This is a genomic window from Gordonia jacobaea, from assembly GCF_001186365.1.
Taxonomy (GTDB): Bacteria; Actinomycetota; Actinomycetes; order Mycobacteriales; family Mycobacteriaceae; genus Gordonia; species Gordonia jacobaea.
In genome coordinates this window covers 104303-119811 of sequence record NZ_LDTZ01000019.1, presented here as the reverse complement: position 1 = coordinate 119811, position 15509 = coordinate 104303, and the positions used below count along the sequence as shown (strand labels likewise).

Genomic DNA, 15509 nt, shown 5'->3' with positions numbered 1-15509 from the left:
GGACCCACGTCGACGCCCAAGCAGTTGCTAGGGTTGGCGAGTGGCGACGCGCAACGGGTCAACCAGGCGAGACGAACTACTGGCGACGGCAGGTCGGATGTTCGCTGAGCAGGGACTACGGTCGACGACGGTGCGCGACATCGCCGATTCCGCCGGCATCCTGTCGGGAAGCCTGTACCACCATTTCGATTCCAAGGAGTCGATGGTCGACGAGATCCTGCGGAGCTTCCTCGACTCCCTCTTCGCGCGATACCAGGAGATCGCCGCCGCAGACCTCTCCGCGACGGAGACGCTGCGCGAGTTGGTTGTCGCCTCGTTCGAATCGATAGGCGCACAACGCCATGCGGTCGCCATCTACCAGGACGAAGCCAAACGCCTTGCAGGACAAGAGCGTTTCGCGTACATCAAGAAGCGCAACGTCGAGTTCCGTGAACTGTGGCACTCGGTACTCGCGCGTGGCGTCGCCGACGGTGAGTTCCGTGCCGACCTCGACATCGAGTTGGCGTACCGCTTCCTACGCGACACCGTCTGGGTCGCGGTCCGCTGGTACCGGCCGGGCGGCTCGCTGTCGGTCGACGACATCGCCAAGCAGTACCTGTCCATCGTGCTCGACGGAATACTGCCGCGCTAAATCCCTACCCACCCAGTCCTCGAGCTGACTTCAAGCTGCCGATTCGCGTCCACATACTTGGATGACCTAGTAATTTGGGTGTCGTTCGGTAGGGACGAAGGAGCACGCGGTGAGCACACGTTACGAGTCGACAGTGAAGAAGTCGACCGGGAGGGAATCGGCCGGGAGGGAATCGTCCTTCACTGAATCAACGCAGGCGGCGGTGGCGACGGCACGCGGCAACACGATCAGCGACATGTTGCACCGCACGGCTGCACGCACGCCCGACAAGGTGGCGGTCATCGACGGCGATGTGCGCCTCACCTACGCCGAGTTCGACGCCGCGGTCAACCGCTGCGCCAACGCGCTCACCGCGCGCGGACTCGCTCGTGGCGACCGGTTGGCGCTGATCAGTCACAACTCGTGGCAATTCGCCGTGCTGAACTTCGCGTGCGCGCGGATCGGCGCAATCCTCGTACCGATCAACTTCGGACTCGGCGTCTCCGAGATCGCCTTCATCCTCGACCACAGCCAGGCGTCGGGCGTCGTCGTCGAGGATGCGCTCGGGCCGACGGTCATCGAGGCGGTCGCGACCGCGGGTACGCCCATCGACATCCGCGGGTGGATTCCTCTGGCGGGGACGCAGGCACCGCAGGGATACGAGCCGGTCGCCGAATGGATGACGACGGGTGACGCGTCTGCCCCTGGCATTGTCATCGACGACGACGAGCCGGTCCGCATGATGTATACATCGGGCACCGAGTCGCGGCCGAAAGGCGTTCTGCTGTCGAGCAAATCGCTGATGACGCAGTACGTCTCCTGCATCGTCGACGGTGGGATGGAGGGCTCCGACGTCGAGATCCACGCGCTCCCGATGTACCACTGCGCCCAGTTGGACTGCTTCTTCTCGGTCGACGTCTACCTGGGTGCGACCAGCATCATCCTGCACGCGCCGGACGCCGCGACGATGTTGGCCACCATCGAGGCCGAGCGCGTCACCAAGCTGTTCTGCCCACCCACCGTGTGGATTTCGCTGCTGCGCCACCCCGACTTCGACACCCGCGACCTCTCGTCGTTGCGCAAGGGCTACTACGGTGCCGCGGCGATGCCCGTCGAGGTCCTACGTGAGCTGGCACGTCGGCTTCCCGACGTTCGCCTCTGGAACTTCTACGGACAGACCGAGATGTCGCCGCTGGCAACCATTCTGCAGCCGCACGAGCAACTCGACCGGGCGGGATCGGCGGGGCGCGCGGCACTCAACGTCGAGACCCGCGTCGTCGACGACGAGGACAATCCGGTGCCCGTCGGCGAGGTCGGGGAGATCGTGCACCGCAGTCCGCATGCGGCACTGGGCTATTACGCCGACGAGGACAAGACCGCCGAAGCTTTCCGCAACGGCTGGTTCCACTCCGGCGACCTGGGCGTGATCGACAAGGACGGGTACCTGTCGGTCGTCGACCGCAAGAAGGACATGATCAAGACCGGCGGTGAGAACGTCGCGTCCCGCGAGGTCGAGGAGGCGATCTACCTTCACGACGGCGTCGCGGAGGTGGCCGTCTTCGGTGTGCCGCATCCGAAGTGGATCGAGGCCGTCACGGCTGTCGTCGTTCCCAAGGACGGTGTGGTCCTGTCAGAAGACGAAGTGATGGAACATCTTTCGTCGATCCTCGCACCGTACAAGCGGCCCAAGTTCGTCGTGTTCGCCGAGGCGTTGCCGAAGAACCCGTCGGGCAAGATCCTGAAGAAGAACCTGCGCGTCGAGCATGCCGAGATCGCGGGGTCGAGCTAGTTCACTTCAGCACGAACGGATTCCCGGAGGGTGCGCCGGTGTTGATCCACACGCTCTTGGTCTCCAGGTAGTCGTCCACTGCCGAGATGCCGTTCTCGCGACCGAGGCCGGACTCCTTGACGCCGCCGAACGGCATCATGTAGCTCACGGCACGATAGGTGTTGACCCATACCGTGCCCGACTCGATCGCCGCAGTCATCCGAAATGCTCGCGCCATGTCGGAGGTCCAGACGCCTGCGCCGAGACCATATCGGGAGTCGTTGGCGATGGCGATCGCCTCGGCCTCGTCGTCGAATCGGATCACCGAGAGCACAGGACCGAATACCTCCTCCTGCGCGATGCGCGAGGAGTTGTCGACACCGGTGAAGATCGTGGGTTCGACGAACCAGCCGTCGCCGCACTCGGGTCGGGTTGCTGCTGCTCCACCTAGACTCAGTTGTGCGCCTTCGGATCTCGCGATCTCGATGTAGGAGAGAACCTTCTCGTACTGGTCGCGGGTCGTCACCGGCCCCACCTGTGTGTCCGGATCGGCCGGATCTCCCATGCGCGCGGTCTTCGACAGTTCGACGACGCGCCTGACCACCTCGTCGTGGACAGACGACTGCACCAGCAGTCGTGATCCGGCGATACAGGTCTGACCGGTTGCGGCGAAGATCCCCGACACCGCCCCGTTGACCGCGGCATCGAGGTCGGCGTCGTCGAAGATGATGTTGGGCGACTTGCCACCCAGTTCGAGGCCGACATGTTTGATGCCGCCCGCGGCCTGCGCGCCGATCCTGCTGCCGGTCGCGTCCGAGCCGGTGAAACTGACCCTGCGCACCAGCGGGTGATCGACCAGGGGGCTGCCGACTTCCTGTCCGAACCCCGTGACCACATTGACCACTCCGGCCGGTAGGCCCGCTTCCTCGAGCAGCGCAACGAATTCCAGCGTCGAGGCGCTCGTATGCTCGGAAGGTTTGATGACGACGGTGCAGCCCGCAGCGAGAGCTGCCGCCAGCTTCCAGGTGAGCAGCAGCAGCGGTGAGTTCCACGGTGTGATGATGCCGACGACCCCGACCGGAGCCGACGTCGTGTAGGCGAAGTATCCCTTCTTGTCCAGTGGCACAACCGATCCCTCGATCTTGTCTGCCAGACCGCCGTAGTAGTAGAACCACTCCGGAATGTAGGCGGTCTGTGCAGACATCTCGGCGAACAGTTTTCCGTTGTCGCGCACCTCGGTTCGGGCGAGCTCGGCACTGTTGGCGGCGATTGCGTCGCCGAGTCGATGCAAGAGCTTGCCCCGTGCGCTCGCCGTCATCTGCGACCACGCACTGTTGGTGAGAGCGTCGTGCGCCGCGTGGACGGCATCGTCGACGTCGGCGGCACTGCCGCGGGCAACGCTGGCCCACGGTTTCCCGGTGAAAGGGTCGTACGAGTCGAAGAACTCACCGGTGCTGCTGTCGCGCCAGCGGCCGTTGATCCGGAGCTGATAGGTCTGCATGGTGCCGTCTTTCCTCAGAATGTGGTCAGGCCGAGTGCTGTGCGAAACTTGTTCTTCACCGCGACTCCGTCGCGTGGCGGAAGAGCGCGCGGCGGCTCGCCGGTGTCGATGTGCACCTGCACGAACGAGAGTCCGTTGCGTGCGTTGATGTTCGACGCGACGTCGGCTACCTGGCCGAGCGAATCGACCTCGCGGCAGTGACGGATCCCGAAACCGTGCGCGACGTCGAGAAGGCGTGTGCAGAGCCCGGAGTGGCTGCGCTGCATCCCCGTTTCGCCGAAGTGTCCGTTGTCGAGCACGACGACCGTCAGGTTGTCGGGCGCGCGCACCGCGGCCGAGCCGAGCGATCCGATGCCCATCAGCATCTCACCGTCGCCGGTCACCACCACGACGGGTTTGTCCGGCTGAGCCAGTGCCAGTCCGAGGCCGACAGGAACAGCACCGCCCATCGCGCCCCAGAGGTAGAAGTTCCCGTCGCGCTCGCCGTGGGCGAAGACGTCGTACGACGCCGAGCCGAGCCCGGTGACTATGAGAGCGTCGGGAACGCGATCGATCAGTGCCGACACGAACTCGCGGCGGTCGATCGGAGTGTTCTCTCGTACGGCGGTGAAATCAGTTGCGGTCATGTCAGTTTCGCTCCCACTTCTTACGGCCGATCAGGCTTTGTCCGAGCAGTACCGCGGTGCGCTCGCCCGCGAGGAAGGTCGATTCCAGGGCTGCCTGCGCGACCTCACGAACCTCATCGGGTTTGTCGGCACGCAGCACGGTGATGCCGCCGAGTTCGAGTGCGCGCTGGGTGGTCGAACCCATCGGGATCTGCCATGGATTGAATTCCGCGTACTCGCCGCGCATTGTCACGAGGGTCAGGAACGGAAATCGGCACATCTCGAGCAACGAAAACATGTTCAGGCAGTTGCCGACGCCGCTGCTCTGCATCAGCAACGCTGAGCGCACACCACCGAGCCAGGCTCCGGCCGTGACTCCGACGCCCTCCTCCTCCGTCGTCAGCACGACGTCGGTGATGTCGGGGTCGGCGATCGCTGCACGGATCGCGTAGGAGTGACCGGCGTCGGGGACGTAGGCGATCTGCGACACCCCGCCTTGCTTGAGCACCTCGAAGACATCGCGTTGCCAGCCGGGGCCGACAATCTCGACCGGTGACCCGTCGGTTGTTGCCCCGTGGTTGGTTAATTCACCGTCGTTGGTTAATTCACCGTCGGTAAGCGCGCTGGTCATGGGCAGAACCTTTCGTTGTTGAGCTGCCAACGATTCTCTATCGTTATGGGAATGAGTGGGTAATAGAATTTCGGCATGGCTCCGCATTCCGTGCCGGAATGCTGGCGGACAGCGCTGACCGACAACCGACGACCTCGTGCGACGGCGGGGCGAGTGGAGATGACGTGGAGATCAGACAGCTACGGGCGTTGCTGGCAGTGGCCGATACCGGAAGCGTGACCGCGGCCGCGAAGACACTGCACGTGGTGCAGCCGGCTGTCACGAAGCAGATCCACGCATTGGAATCGGAACTGGGCGTCGAGTTGTTCGAACGAAGCCGGTCGGGGATGTCGTTGAGCGCCAGCGGCAAACTGGTGCTCGAACGTGCTCGACGGGCGCTCGAGGAACTCGACCGGGCACGGGCGGAAGTGCTCTCGGGTACCGGTGAGGATGTCCGCGGGCGGGTCAGCATCGGGTTGTTGCCCTCGACCGTCGGGCTGCTCGCTGCCGGACTCATCTCGGTTGTGTCGCAACGCTATCCAGGCATCGCGTTGCGCGTCGACGTCGGATACGCGGGGCACCTGGCACAGTGGCTCGAACTCGGCGACGTAGACGTCGCATTGCTCTTCGAGCAGCCGAGTACCTCGGCGTTTCGCATCCGTCCGCTGCTGCGCGAAGACCTGTGGGCGGTGGCGCCGAGTTCGGCTGGTCTACACGCCGACGAACCTGTCGCGCTTGAGGAGTTGCTGCAGCATCCCCTCGTGCTGCCTGCCCCTCCGCACGGGTTGCGCAGCATCGTCGACGCCGCGTCCGCGGGCGTCGACATCTCCGTCGCGGTGGAGACCAACGATGCTGGCGTACAACGTCGGCTCGTCGCCGATGGTCACGGGTGGACGGTGCTTCCGGCCGCGATGGCGATCGACGCGGCGGAAGCGGTGAGCTGTGCGCCGATCGTCGGCGCGGCTCTGTCACGGACGATCGGCACCGCCGTAGCGCGCAACCGGGCGCAATCGACGGCTTGTGACCTCGTCGTCGAGTTGCTCGAAGAGGTCGTCGCCACCTCTGTCGCGAGTGGACGGTGGCCGTCGGCCCGGCTGGTCTGAGGATGGTCTGACCGCGCTTTCGTAGGGGGCATCGGCAAACGGCACGAGCTTTCCAAAGGGACTGTTAGGAAACGCCGCTAGGCATTGGCTGCGCTTGTGACCGCTGCCACAGTGATGGGGAAAGCAAGTCCCACCTCACAAAAGTCCCATTTCACAAAGGAGCGTGTGATGACTCAACAGTCCTCCACATCCAACCGGCGCGTCGTCGCCAACGTCTTCCGAGGGTGCATCGGCAACCTGATCGAGTGGTACGACTGGTTCGTCTACGCAGCGTTCAGCGTGTTCTTCGCCCCGGTGTTCTTCCCCAGCGAAAGCCAAACGGCCCAATTGCTCTCCGCGGCAGTGGTGTTCGCCGTCGGCTTCCTGATGCGACCGCTCGGCGGCTACGTCCTCGGTCGATTCGCCGACCGATATGGACGGCGTAACGCACTGACCCTATCGGTGTTGCTGATGGCGGCCGGATCGCTACTCATCGCGGTCACACCGGGTTTCGCCACCATCGGCATTCTCGCTCCGGTGATCCTGGTGCTCGCCCGGCTCCTGCAGGGGCTTTCGGTTGGAGGTGAATTCGGTTCGAGCGCAACCTATCTCTCGGAGGTCGCGACGCCGGGTCGACGTGGCTTCTTCTCGAGCTTCCAGTATGTCTCGATCGTGCTCGGCCAACTCTGCGCACTCGGCATCCAGATCATCCTGCTGCAGATCCTCACACCGGCCCAGATGGATTCGTGGGGCTGGCGTGTGCCGTTCGTGATCGGTGCGGTCGCAGCGGTGACAGTGATGATCATCCGACGCGGAATGGATGAGTCGCCGCAGTACCTCGCGGAGAAGCAGCGGGTCGCCGCACTGGGTGCGGGTGCCGCCAAGCAGGAGGGAACACTCCGCACCCTCATGCAGTACCGCAAGTCGTTCGCGCTGGTCTTCGCACTGGCCATCGGTGGAACCGTTTGCTACTACACGTACACCACCTACCTGCAGAAATACATGATCAACACCGCGGGAATGGATAAGGAGACCGTCGCCTGGATCAGCTTCTGCGCGCTGTTCGTCTACATGTGCATGCAGCCGTTGGCCGGCGCTTTGTCGGACAAGATCGGACGCCGCAAGGTGATGCTCTTCTTCGGTGCGGGCGCCACGCTGCTCACGGTCCCGATCATGACAACCCTCGGTCACGTGTCCAACGCGTTCGTCGCCTTCTGCCTGATGATGGCGGGGCTGACGATCGTCACCGCATACTCGGCATTGAGCCCCATCGTGAAAGCGGAGCTCTTCCCGACCAAGGTGCGCGCGCTCGGTGTCGGACTGCCTCACGCCCTGGTCACCGCCGTGTTCGGTGGCACGGCTGAGCCGATCGCGTTGGGACTCAAGCAGGCCGGTCACGAGGGAGCCTTCTTCTACTACGTCTCCGCCTGCGCCCTGCTGACCTGGATCGCCGCGTACTTCATGAAGGAAACGCGGGGCGACTCGATGCTCGACCCCGCCGACGCCGGCGCGAAGGAGTCGACTTCCGCGCAGGCTGTCTCGCAGGACTCGCTGGTCGATTCGTCGAACCCATCGACCGTCGACTTTCCCTCGGCGACAGTGCAGTACGCCGAAACGGGAACGAAGTCGCTCATCGATGAGGGTCCCTCTTCATCTCGATGAATTGGACTGAATGCCATCATTATCCGCATTCCGCGACCGCGGGATGCGGATAATGGGCGTCGTGCGTATTGCGGTAGTGGAGGATGACGACGGCGTCGCAGGCGCGATCGTCTCGGGCCTGCGACGCTTCGGGCACGAACCGACCAGATACGCCGTCGGGGCCGATCTGTTGCTCCATCACGCAGGGTTCGATTTCGTGCTGCTCGATCTCGGCCTGCCCGATCAGGATGGCCTCGAGGTACTTCGGCAACTGAGACAGGTGAGTTCGGTACCGGTCATTGTGCTCACCGCGCGAGGTGACGAGCGGTCGGTCGTACGCGGCCTGCGCCTCGGAGCCGACGACTACCTGGTGAAGCCGGCCCGATTCGTCGAGTTGGTTGCGCGCATCGACAGCGTGAGTCGACGAGCCGCCCGCCCGGAACCCGCTGGGGCGCAACACCTCGTGGTCTCCGGCGACCTGGCCATCGACCTCGACGCCCGTACAGCTACCGTCGACGGACGCGATATCGAGCTCACCGCAAAGGAATTCGACATCTTGGCGGTTCTGGTCAGGAACGCGGGGTTGGCGGTCAGTCGTGCTGCGCTGATGGATCAGGTGTGGGGCGATGCCTTTGTGGCCGTATCGCGCTCGCTCGATGTCCATATGACCGGATTGCGCGCCAAGCTCGGTCGTCGGGGGCTCATCGCAACGATCCGCGGATTCGGCTACCGCTGGGACGGGGCCGTCGACGATGCGTAGGCGACTGCTGATTGTGCTCGCGATCATCGGGGCTGTCAGTATTGCCGGCTTTGCAGTGCCACTGATCGAGGTGTCGTCGCAGGCGCGCACGCGGCAGTTCGTGCAGCAGCGCGAGAGCGACGTGAATCGATTCGCTGCGATGTCGAATGAGTATGTGACGACGGGTAACTCGGCCCGTATCGCCGATGAGATCCGCGCCTACCACGACGTGTACGGCGACTCGGTGCTGATCGTCTCCACCCGTGGCGTCCCTGATCTGTCGGTGGGACCGACGGATCAGGAGATGCGGGTCGCTGTGACACGCGGGCTACGCAATGAGAAGTCGTCGGAGCTTCGACATGTGGCGCCGTGGGGTCCCGACTCGGCGGTGTTCGTCGCCCCGGTCGGCAGCGGCGCCCAGGTGAACGGCACTGTGGTCATGCGATCCTCGACAGCGGCGACGAGGTCCGACGTCACCCGCTGGTGGCTGCTCATTGTCGGTGGCGCCGCTGCGGTGATCCTCGCATTCGCCGCGCTCGCAGTGGTGTTGAGCCGCTGGGTGCTACGTCCGCTCGCGGACCTGTCCGACGCGATGACCGATCTCGCAGCAGAACTGCCGTCCATTCCGACATCGGCGGCCGACGATCCGATACACGCGTCGTCGGACGCCAAAACCGGTGGGCCGCCTGAGGTGCGTCAACTCACCGACACTTTCGACGGCCTGGTGACGACCGTGTTGAGGTCGGTCGAAATGCAGCGCCGCCTGGTGGCAGATGCCTCACACCAACTGCGTAACCCGTTGGCGGCGCTGCAGTTCCGGATCGACATCGTGGAGACGGAGGTTCCCGATGCGTTGTCAGAAGACTTCGCGATGATCGGTGCCGAGGCGCAACGCCTGCAGCTGATCCTGGACAAGCTCCTGACCCTCGCCAGCGCGGAGACGCCGAGGCTCGAGAGTGGGCGACGTGACGAATGGAGCACGGCCGCAACGGTCCTCGCCGACCGTGTCGAGTTCTGGTCGGTGCCGGTGCGTGAACGAGGCGCGCGGCTGACCTTCCGCGACGAACTCGACGACCCGGCGACGCAGGCACGGATCAGCGAGGATGCGCTCGCGCAGGTGATCGACGTCCTCGTCGACAACGCGTCACGGCACGCCGGGCCACATCCGAAGATCGCGCTGTCGATCGGGATACCCGAGGACTCGCCCGACTCGGTGGTGATCGAGGTCGCCGACGATGGGCCCGGCGTGGCAGACGAGGACGTGCCGAGGCTGACGGAGCGATTCTTCACGCGCGACAAGGCGCACGGAACGGGGCTCGGACTCGCGATCGTCGACATCCTCGTCCGCGCCGTCGGGGGAGACGTGCACTTCGGCAGATCGACGGAAGGTGGACTGAGCGTTCGTGTGCTGTTGGTGAGACGCACAGACACTAAGACAGGCTTCGACACCGCAGCAGATGCCAGCGCCGGGGGAGATGCCGTATGAGGCGCCGGACACTGCTCAAGGGACTGGCGGTGATTCCGCTGCTTGCCGCCGGCTGCGCGAGTGGTGACGTGCGCGGGTATCGGATCGCTACCGGTGAGCCGGGAGGGTTCCAGTCAGAGTTCGCCAAGCTGCTGTCGTCGGCGATGGCCGACGGTTCCACCCGCCTCGTACCGATGAACACCACCGGCTCGGTGCGCAATATCGAACTTCTCGAACAGGGGCGCGTCGACTTCGGCCTCTCACTCGGCGATGTTGCCGCGGCGCGGGGCGGGCCGCTGCGCGCCGTGGGACGTGTCTATGAGAACTACGTCCAATTCGCGGTACCCGCGACGAGCGACGTCCAGACCTTTGCCGATCTGCGCGGGAAGCGCATCAGTCTCGGTGCGCGTGGCTCGGGTACCGAATGGACGGGACGTCGCGTCCTCGCCGCGGCCTCGATGACGCCCGACGATGTCGAGATCACACCGGTATCGCTGACCAACGTGCTCGAATCACTGGCTTCGGGCACGGTTGCCGCGGCGATGTGGGCGGGTGGCGTACCCACCCCGTCGGCCATCCCCCGACCGGGCTACGGTCCGGCGGGCGGGATCAGGTTGCTCGACCTGTCAGCCGAACTCGCCGTACTGCGCGAGAGGTACGGACCGCTCTACGAGCCGGTTGCGGTGCCCGCGGGGATGTACGGCACGCGCACCGAGACGGCGACGATCGGCGTGCCAAGCGTGCTGCTCACCACTGCGAGCACACCGGACTCGGTGGTCACAGCGGTTGTCGACGCGTTGGTCGACAAGGCGTCGGAGCTGATTCCCAAAGGTACTGTCGGAGTGCAGTTCTTGGATACTCAGACCCTCATTCAGGTCTACGGACTGCAACTTCATCCGGCCGCGATCGCGGCGTACCGTCGCCACCACGGGTGACGGTCTCGCCGCACCGGCCGCAGCGTCACCCCAGCGCGCTCAGTGCTTTCAGCCGCTCGTGTGCCTGATCCATGATCGATTGGATGAGTGCATCGCAGCTGGGAAGGTCGGCGATCATCCCGACCACCTGGCCGGACGCGAGAACTCCTGCGCGCGTATCACCTTCGACGAGACCCGCGCGCAACAGCATCGGGGTGTTGCCCGCCATGATGACCTGCTGCCAACTGCGCTCGCCCGACTTGCGCATCGCACGCCCGTCGCGCAGCATCGTCGTCCACTTCATGCCGGTCAACTGCTTGAACTCGTTGGCATTTCGTGCCGCCGCGAACAACGCGCGGATCGGGCTGCCACTTTCGAGCGCATCGACGAGTGGGGTGCGCAGCACCCGATGCGGCATACCGTCGACCTTCACCGAGACGACGGTGTCGTTGAGAGTGCGCGTCAGATACTCCTGCTTCACCGCGTCGGGAACTGCGGAGTCGGCGGTGAGCAGGAACCTGGTACCCATCGCGACACCCTCTGCCCCGTATGCCAGCGCCGCAGCGAGCCCCCGACCGTCGAAGAAGCCTCCCGCCGCGACCACTGGCATGTCGGAACCGCTGTCGCGCAATGCATCCAGCACGGAGGGAAGCAGTAGCGTCGTCGCGACCGGTCCGGTGTGGCCGCCGCCCTCACCGCCCTGCACGATCACCGCATCCGCGCCCCACGACGCGACCTTCACCGCGTGTTTGGCCGCACCGATCGACGGGATCACCACGACGCCGCTGCCCTTGAGCTTCGCGATCAGGTCCTTCTTGGGTGCCAGCGCGAACGACGCGACGCGCACCCCCTCGCGAATCAGCAGGTCGATCCGTTCGGTGGCATCGGTGGCGTCGGCGCGGATATTGACCCCAAAGGGCTTGTCGGTCAACGACTTCGTCTTCGCAATTGCCGATTCCAGCTCGGCATAGGTCATCGTCGCCGACGCCAGGATGCCGAGACCGCCCGCATTCGATGTCGCAGAGGTCAACGACGGGCCTGACACCCACCCCATCCCGGTCTGCACGATCGGATATTCGACGCCGACCAACTCGGTGAACCGGGTCGGTAGCGCGGCCGCGCGTGCCGTCGAACTCATTTCACCTCCCGGTCGCGAACACCCCTGGGGTCCAGAATGTCTCGGATGATGGCGAGCTCGTTCTCCGATGGCAACCTGGTTGCCGGAGCCTCCTCGAGACCCGCGATCTCGAACGAGGTGTTCTCGACGACCTCGCCCGCCTCGACGCCGGGGTGTAGCGACAGCGCCCGCATCGTGTGCCCGGGTCCGCTGAAGTCGAAGACGCCGAGATTGGTGACGACCCGATGAATGTCGAGGTCGTCGAATGCGGGATTGTCGGGATCGACCTTGTCGTAACCGATTCCGCTGACTACGTCGACCTTATCGCCGAAGACACGCGCGGAATGTCGGGGGACCCAGTAGCTCGTCGGATGGTTGATGGTGTTGCCCGGCGCTCCGCGCACACCGAACATCTGACGCGTGGGGTGTTGGAGTGGGCCGAACGCCGACAGGTTCTGGTTACCGTGTCGGTCGATCTGGTTGGCGCCCATGACCACGTGTCGCCTACCGGACGCCACGACGTCGAAGACTTTTGAGAACGGCATCCATCCTTCGATGGGACCCGACTTCCCGATCGGCGGTGTGTCGGCGAGGATCAACGCCTCGCCGTCGGTGATGAGCAGGTCGGGTGAGAAGGTCAGGCGCGCCAACCGGGCACCGAGCAGCGGCACCGGCGCCATGGGCGACGCCATGATCTCGCCGGCATCGCGGAAGATCTCGGCGCACGCGACGACGCACACCTCTGCACGAGTGACATCGGTTTCTGTTGCTGCAGCTTCTGTTTCCGCAGTTGTCACTTCGACTCCTCCTGCTCACGGCGCCAGGCGTCGACCTCGCGCTGATATGTCGCCTCGTCGACGTCGAGAAAGCGACGACGGAACGTCGACCATTTATCCGGTTCCTTGGCGGATTCGACGTAGAACCGTTGAAACGCCTCGTCGCGGCCGTACTCGCCCGCAAACGTGAAGTGGGCGCCGTTGGGTGCGTGGACAACCTTGTCGACGTGCATCCGGTTGAGTAGAAGCCGTTGCGTCGGAACGGACTTGGCGAGTACCTCGGTCGAGACGAGTTGGTCGGTCTCGAGGTAGCGACGCTGTGCCGCGGCGCAGAACAGATCGTCCATGTACGGGTCGACGCCGGTGTAGGCGGCGTTGCCGCGGGAGTCGGCGATGTCGAGGTGGACGAATGCGGCGTCGAGTTGCAGTGCAGGCATGGCGATCAGGGTCTGGGTTCTGCCGTCGGGATCGGGATACGGCGACGCGACGGTCTTCAGTTCGCCCTCCCAGAAATCGGGCACCGACGATCCGAGACCGGCGCGTGTCGGCAGGAACGGCAGGCGAGCGGCAGCGGCCTGCAGCCCGCTCTTGACCATGCCCTCGTCCATCTCGCGGGATTCGATGGTGCCACTCGTGCGCGCCGCCGAGAACCACGGATCGTAGAAGGGTGCCGAGTCGAGCGAGACGAAACCGTAGTACGCTCGGCGGACTTTGCCTGCGGCGCAGAGCAATCCGAGGTCGGGTCCACCGTAGGTGACGACGGTCAGATCCTTGACGTCGGAGCGGGCGAGAGCCCGGACCAGTGCCATCGGCTTGCGGCGCGAACCCCACCCACCGATTCCGATGGTCATGCCGTCGCGGAGTTCTCCGATGACGTCGTCGAGCGTGCTGGTCTTGTCGGCCGGTGTCGAGGTCTGGGGTGTCGAGGCCTGCAGCGTCGCGGTCTGCGTTGTTGAGGTGTCGGCCATGTCAGCGGCTCCCCTGTGTGGTCTTCGGCTTTCCGGTCGCGACGAATGCGTCGCGGTGCTCGTCGGCAACGCCTGCCAGATTGAGTTCGAACGTGTACCCCTGCTCCAGGCGATAGCTGGCCTTCACGTCGACGGGGTCGATGTGGTTGATGGCCGACTTCGCCGCGCGGATGACCCGCGTGTCCTTGGCGGCGATCTGCTCGGCGACGTCGAGTGCCGTCGCGTCGAGCTCGTCGGCCGGCACCACCTTGTAGACGGACCCGAAGTGCAGGAGCTGTTCTGCGGTGACGTTGCTCGCCGTGTAGTACAGCGTGCGCATCATGTGCTGCGGGACGAGCCGGGCGAGGTGCGTTGCCGCGCCGAGCGCGCCGCGATCGACCTCCGGCAACCCGAAGACCGCGCCCTCCGACGCGACGATCACGTCGGCGTTGCCGACAAGACCGATTCCGCCCCCGACGCAGAACCCGTTGACCGCGACGATGACCGGCACCTTGCAGTCGTAGACCGCGGAAAACGCGGCGGCACAGCCGTGGTTGGCGGCGATCAGTGCGTCGAACCCCTCGGTTGCCTGCATCTCCTTGATGTCGACGCCCGCGTTGAATCCCCGACCTTCCGCCCGCAACACCACCGCGTGGGTGTCGAGATCGTCGCCCGCCGCGAGAATCGCGTCGGCCAACTCGAACCACGCTGCGGACGGCAGCGCGTTGACCGGCGGATAGTCGACGGTGATGGTCGTGACACCACTCGCCGAGCGCGTACTGGTGATCGGCACGCCATGCCCTCCTCCCGGGACGCATCCCGTGTGTGAACCCCGTGACCAAGGCAGTGAACTCGGATGACCACTGACTCTGGAAAACACATACCAAGCAAATGCTTGGTTGTTTGGTAGGGTAGCACCCATGGGTCCGCGGTCACAGGTCACACGTCTCGACCCGCCACGGGAGACGAATCTCGGTGTGGAGAAGAAGGTCGTCCTCGTCACCGGTGGTGCGCGCGGCGTCGGCCTGGGTATCGCCAACGTGTTGGCCGATCTCGGTGCGGTTCCGGTGATCTGCGCGCGCAACCCGACCGACGACGCGTTGGCGCTCGGTGAGTTCATCGCGTGCGACGTGCGCGACGAAGCTGCGGTGGCCGGGATGGTTGCGCAGATCGTCGAGACCTACGGCTCGCTCGATGGCGTGGTGAACAATGCCGGCGGATCGCCGTTCGCGCTTGCGGCCGACGCGTCGTCGTCGTTTGCGGGCAAGATCGTCGAGTTGAATCTTCTCGCACCGCTACTGGTCGCTCGCGCCGCGAATGCGGTGATGCAGCAACAGGAATCGGGTGGAGCGATCGTCAACGTGTCGAGTGTCAGCGGTCACCGACCGTCGCCGGGCACGTCCGCGTATGGCGCGGCAAAAGCCGGTCTCGACAATGCGGCGACGTCGCTGGCCGTCGAGTGGGCGCCGCGCGTTCGGGTCAACTCGGTGGTGGCCGGTCCGGTGGAAACCGAACTGGCACAGATGCATTACGGTGACGCAGACGGCATCGCGGCGGTGGGGCGCACCATCCCGATGGGGCGGATGGCAACGCCGCGCGACGTCGGCAATGCCGTCGCCTTCCTGCTCTCACCGCTGGCCGGCTACATCACCGGCTCGACACTCACCGTCCACGGCGGTGGCGAGAAGCCTGCATTCCTCGACGCCGCCAACGCGGGCAACGCCGTGTGAGTGA

At 64.9% G+C, this 15509-nt stretch carries 15 protein-coding genes; 8 read left to right on the top strand and 7 right to left on the bottom strand.

The window, feature by feature from the left end; all coding sequences use genetic code 11:
• The first annotated feature begins 40 nt into the window (after positions 1–40).
• Both ABW18_RS15715 and ABW18_RS15710 read left to right on the top strand, forming a co-directional pair.
• Positions 41–631, top strand: a complete 591-nt coding sequence (locus ABW18_RS15715) for a TetR/AcrR family transcriptional regulator (RefSeq protein WP_049699924.1) — start codon at positions 41–43, stop codon at positions 629–631.
• 133 nt (positions 632–764) lie between these two features.
• Entirely contained in the window at positions 765–2399 is a 1635-nt protein-coding gene (locus ABW18_RS15710; RefSeq protein ID WP_049699923.1) for an acyl-CoA synthetase, read from the top strand.
• Position 2400: 1 nt separating this feature from the next.
• Here ABW18_RS15710 and ABW18_RS15705 read toward each other — a convergent pair whose 3' ends face one another.
• The 3 genes from ABW18_RS15705 to ABW18_RS15695 are packed head-to-tail and all read right to left on the bottom strand — an operon-like array spanning position 2401 to position 5115.
• Positions 2401–3879: an aldehyde dehydrogenase gene (locus tag ABW18_RS15705; RefSeq protein WP_049699922.1), complete on the bottom strand. Its 1479-nt coding sequence runs from the start codon at positions 3877–3879 to the stop codon at positions 2401–2403.
• 14 nt (positions 3880–3893) lie between these two features.
• Positions 3894–4505 carry a thiamine pyrophosphate-dependent enzyme gene (locus tag ABW18_RS15700; protein ID WP_049699921.1) on the bottom strand — a complete coding sequence of 204 codons (612 nt, stop codon included), beginning with the start codon at positions 4503–4505 and terminating at the stop codon, positions 3894–3896.
• 1 nt (position 4506) lies between these two features.
• Positions 4507–5115 (bottom strand): phosphonopyruvate decarboxylase, encoded by a 609-nt coding sequence (locus ABW18_RS15695; RefSeq protein ID WP_235434410.1) that lies wholly within the window; start codon positions 5113–5115, stop codon positions 4507–4509.
• A 164-nt stretch (positions 5116–5279) separates the two neighbouring features.
• On the opposite strand from ABW18_RS15695, the gene ABW18_RS15690 reads away from it, so the two are divergent.
• The 5 genes from ABW18_RS15690 (at position 5280) to ABW18_RS15670 (ending at position 10956) form a co-directional block, all read left to right on the top strand.
• The gene (locus ABW18_RS15690) at positions 5280–6197 is read left to right on the top strand and encodes a LysR substrate-binding domain-containing protein (RefSeq protein WP_049699920.1); all 918 of its coding nucleotides are present in this window, start codon (positions 5280–5282) and stop codon (positions 6195–6197) included.
• Between the two features lie 168 nt (positions 6198–6365).
• Positions 6366–7838 (top strand): MFS transporter, encoded by a 1473-nt coding sequence (locus ABW18_RS15685; protein ID WP_235434409.1) that lies wholly within the window; start codon positions 6366–6368, stop codon positions 7836–7838.
• A gap of 61 nt (positions 7839–7899) precedes the next feature.
• Positions 7900–8577 carry a response regulator transcription factor gene (locus ABW18_RS15680; RefSeq protein WP_049700093.1) on the top strand — a complete coding sequence of 226 codons (678 nt, stop codon included), beginning with the start codon at positions 7900–7902 and terminating at the stop codon, positions 8575–8577.
• Entirely contained in the window at positions 8570–10042 is a 1473-nt protein-coding gene (locus tag ABW18_RS15675) for a sensor histidine kinase (RefSeq protein ID WP_083444425.1), read from the top strand. Before ABW18_RS15680 ends, ABW18_RS15675 begins: the two co-directional genes overlap by 8 nt.
• Entirely contained in the window at positions 10039–10956 is a 918-nt protein-coding gene (locus tag ABW18_RS15670; protein ID WP_049699919.1) for a TAXI family TRAP transporter solute-binding subunit, read from the top strand. Before ABW18_RS15675 ends, ABW18_RS15670 begins: the two co-directional genes overlap by 4 nt.
• Before the next feature lie 25 nt (positions 10957–10981).
• Here the strand turns inward: ABW18_RS15670 and ABW18_RS15665 are convergent, their stop codons facing one another.
• The 4 genes from ABW18_RS15665 to ABW18_RS15650 are packed head-to-tail and all read right to left on the bottom strand — an operon-like array spanning position 10982 to position 14568.
• Positions 10982–12073, bottom strand: coding sequence for an NAD(P)H-dependent flavin oxidoreductase (locus tag ABW18_RS15665; protein ID WP_049699918.1), 1092 nt, complete (start codon positions 12071–12073; stop codon positions 10982–10984).
• Entirely contained in the window at positions 12070–12849 is a 780-nt protein-coding gene (locus tag ABW18_RS15660) for a CoA-transferase subunit beta (RefSeq protein ID WP_049699917.1), read from the bottom strand. Before ABW18_RS15660 ends, ABW18_RS15665 begins: the two co-directional genes overlap by 4 nt.
• Positions 12846–13796 carry a CoA transferase subunit A gene (locus ABW18_RS15655; protein WP_083444424.1) on the bottom strand — a complete coding sequence of 317 codons (951 nt, stop codon included), beginning with the start codon at positions 13794–13796 and terminating at the stop codon, positions 12846–12848. The genes ABW18_RS15660 and ABW18_RS15655 overlap by 4 nt, the downstream gene beginning before the upstream one ends.
• A gap of 1 nt (position 13797) precedes the next feature.
• Positions 13798–14568 carry an enoyl-CoA hydratase family protein gene (locus tag ABW18_RS15650; protein ID WP_049699916.1) on the bottom strand — a complete coding sequence of 257 codons (771 nt, stop codon included), beginning with the start codon at positions 14566–14568 and terminating at the stop codon, positions 13798–13800.
• A gap of 127 nt (positions 14569–14695) precedes the next feature.
• On the opposite strand from ABW18_RS15650, the gene ABW18_RS15645 reads away from it, so the two are divergent.
• Positions 14696–15505: an SDR family oxidoreductase gene (locus ABW18_RS15645; RefSeq protein ID WP_049699915.1), complete on the top strand. Its 810-nt coding sequence runs from the start codon at positions 14696–14698 to the stop codon at positions 15503–15505.
• Positions 15506–15509 lie beyond the last annotated feature (4 nt).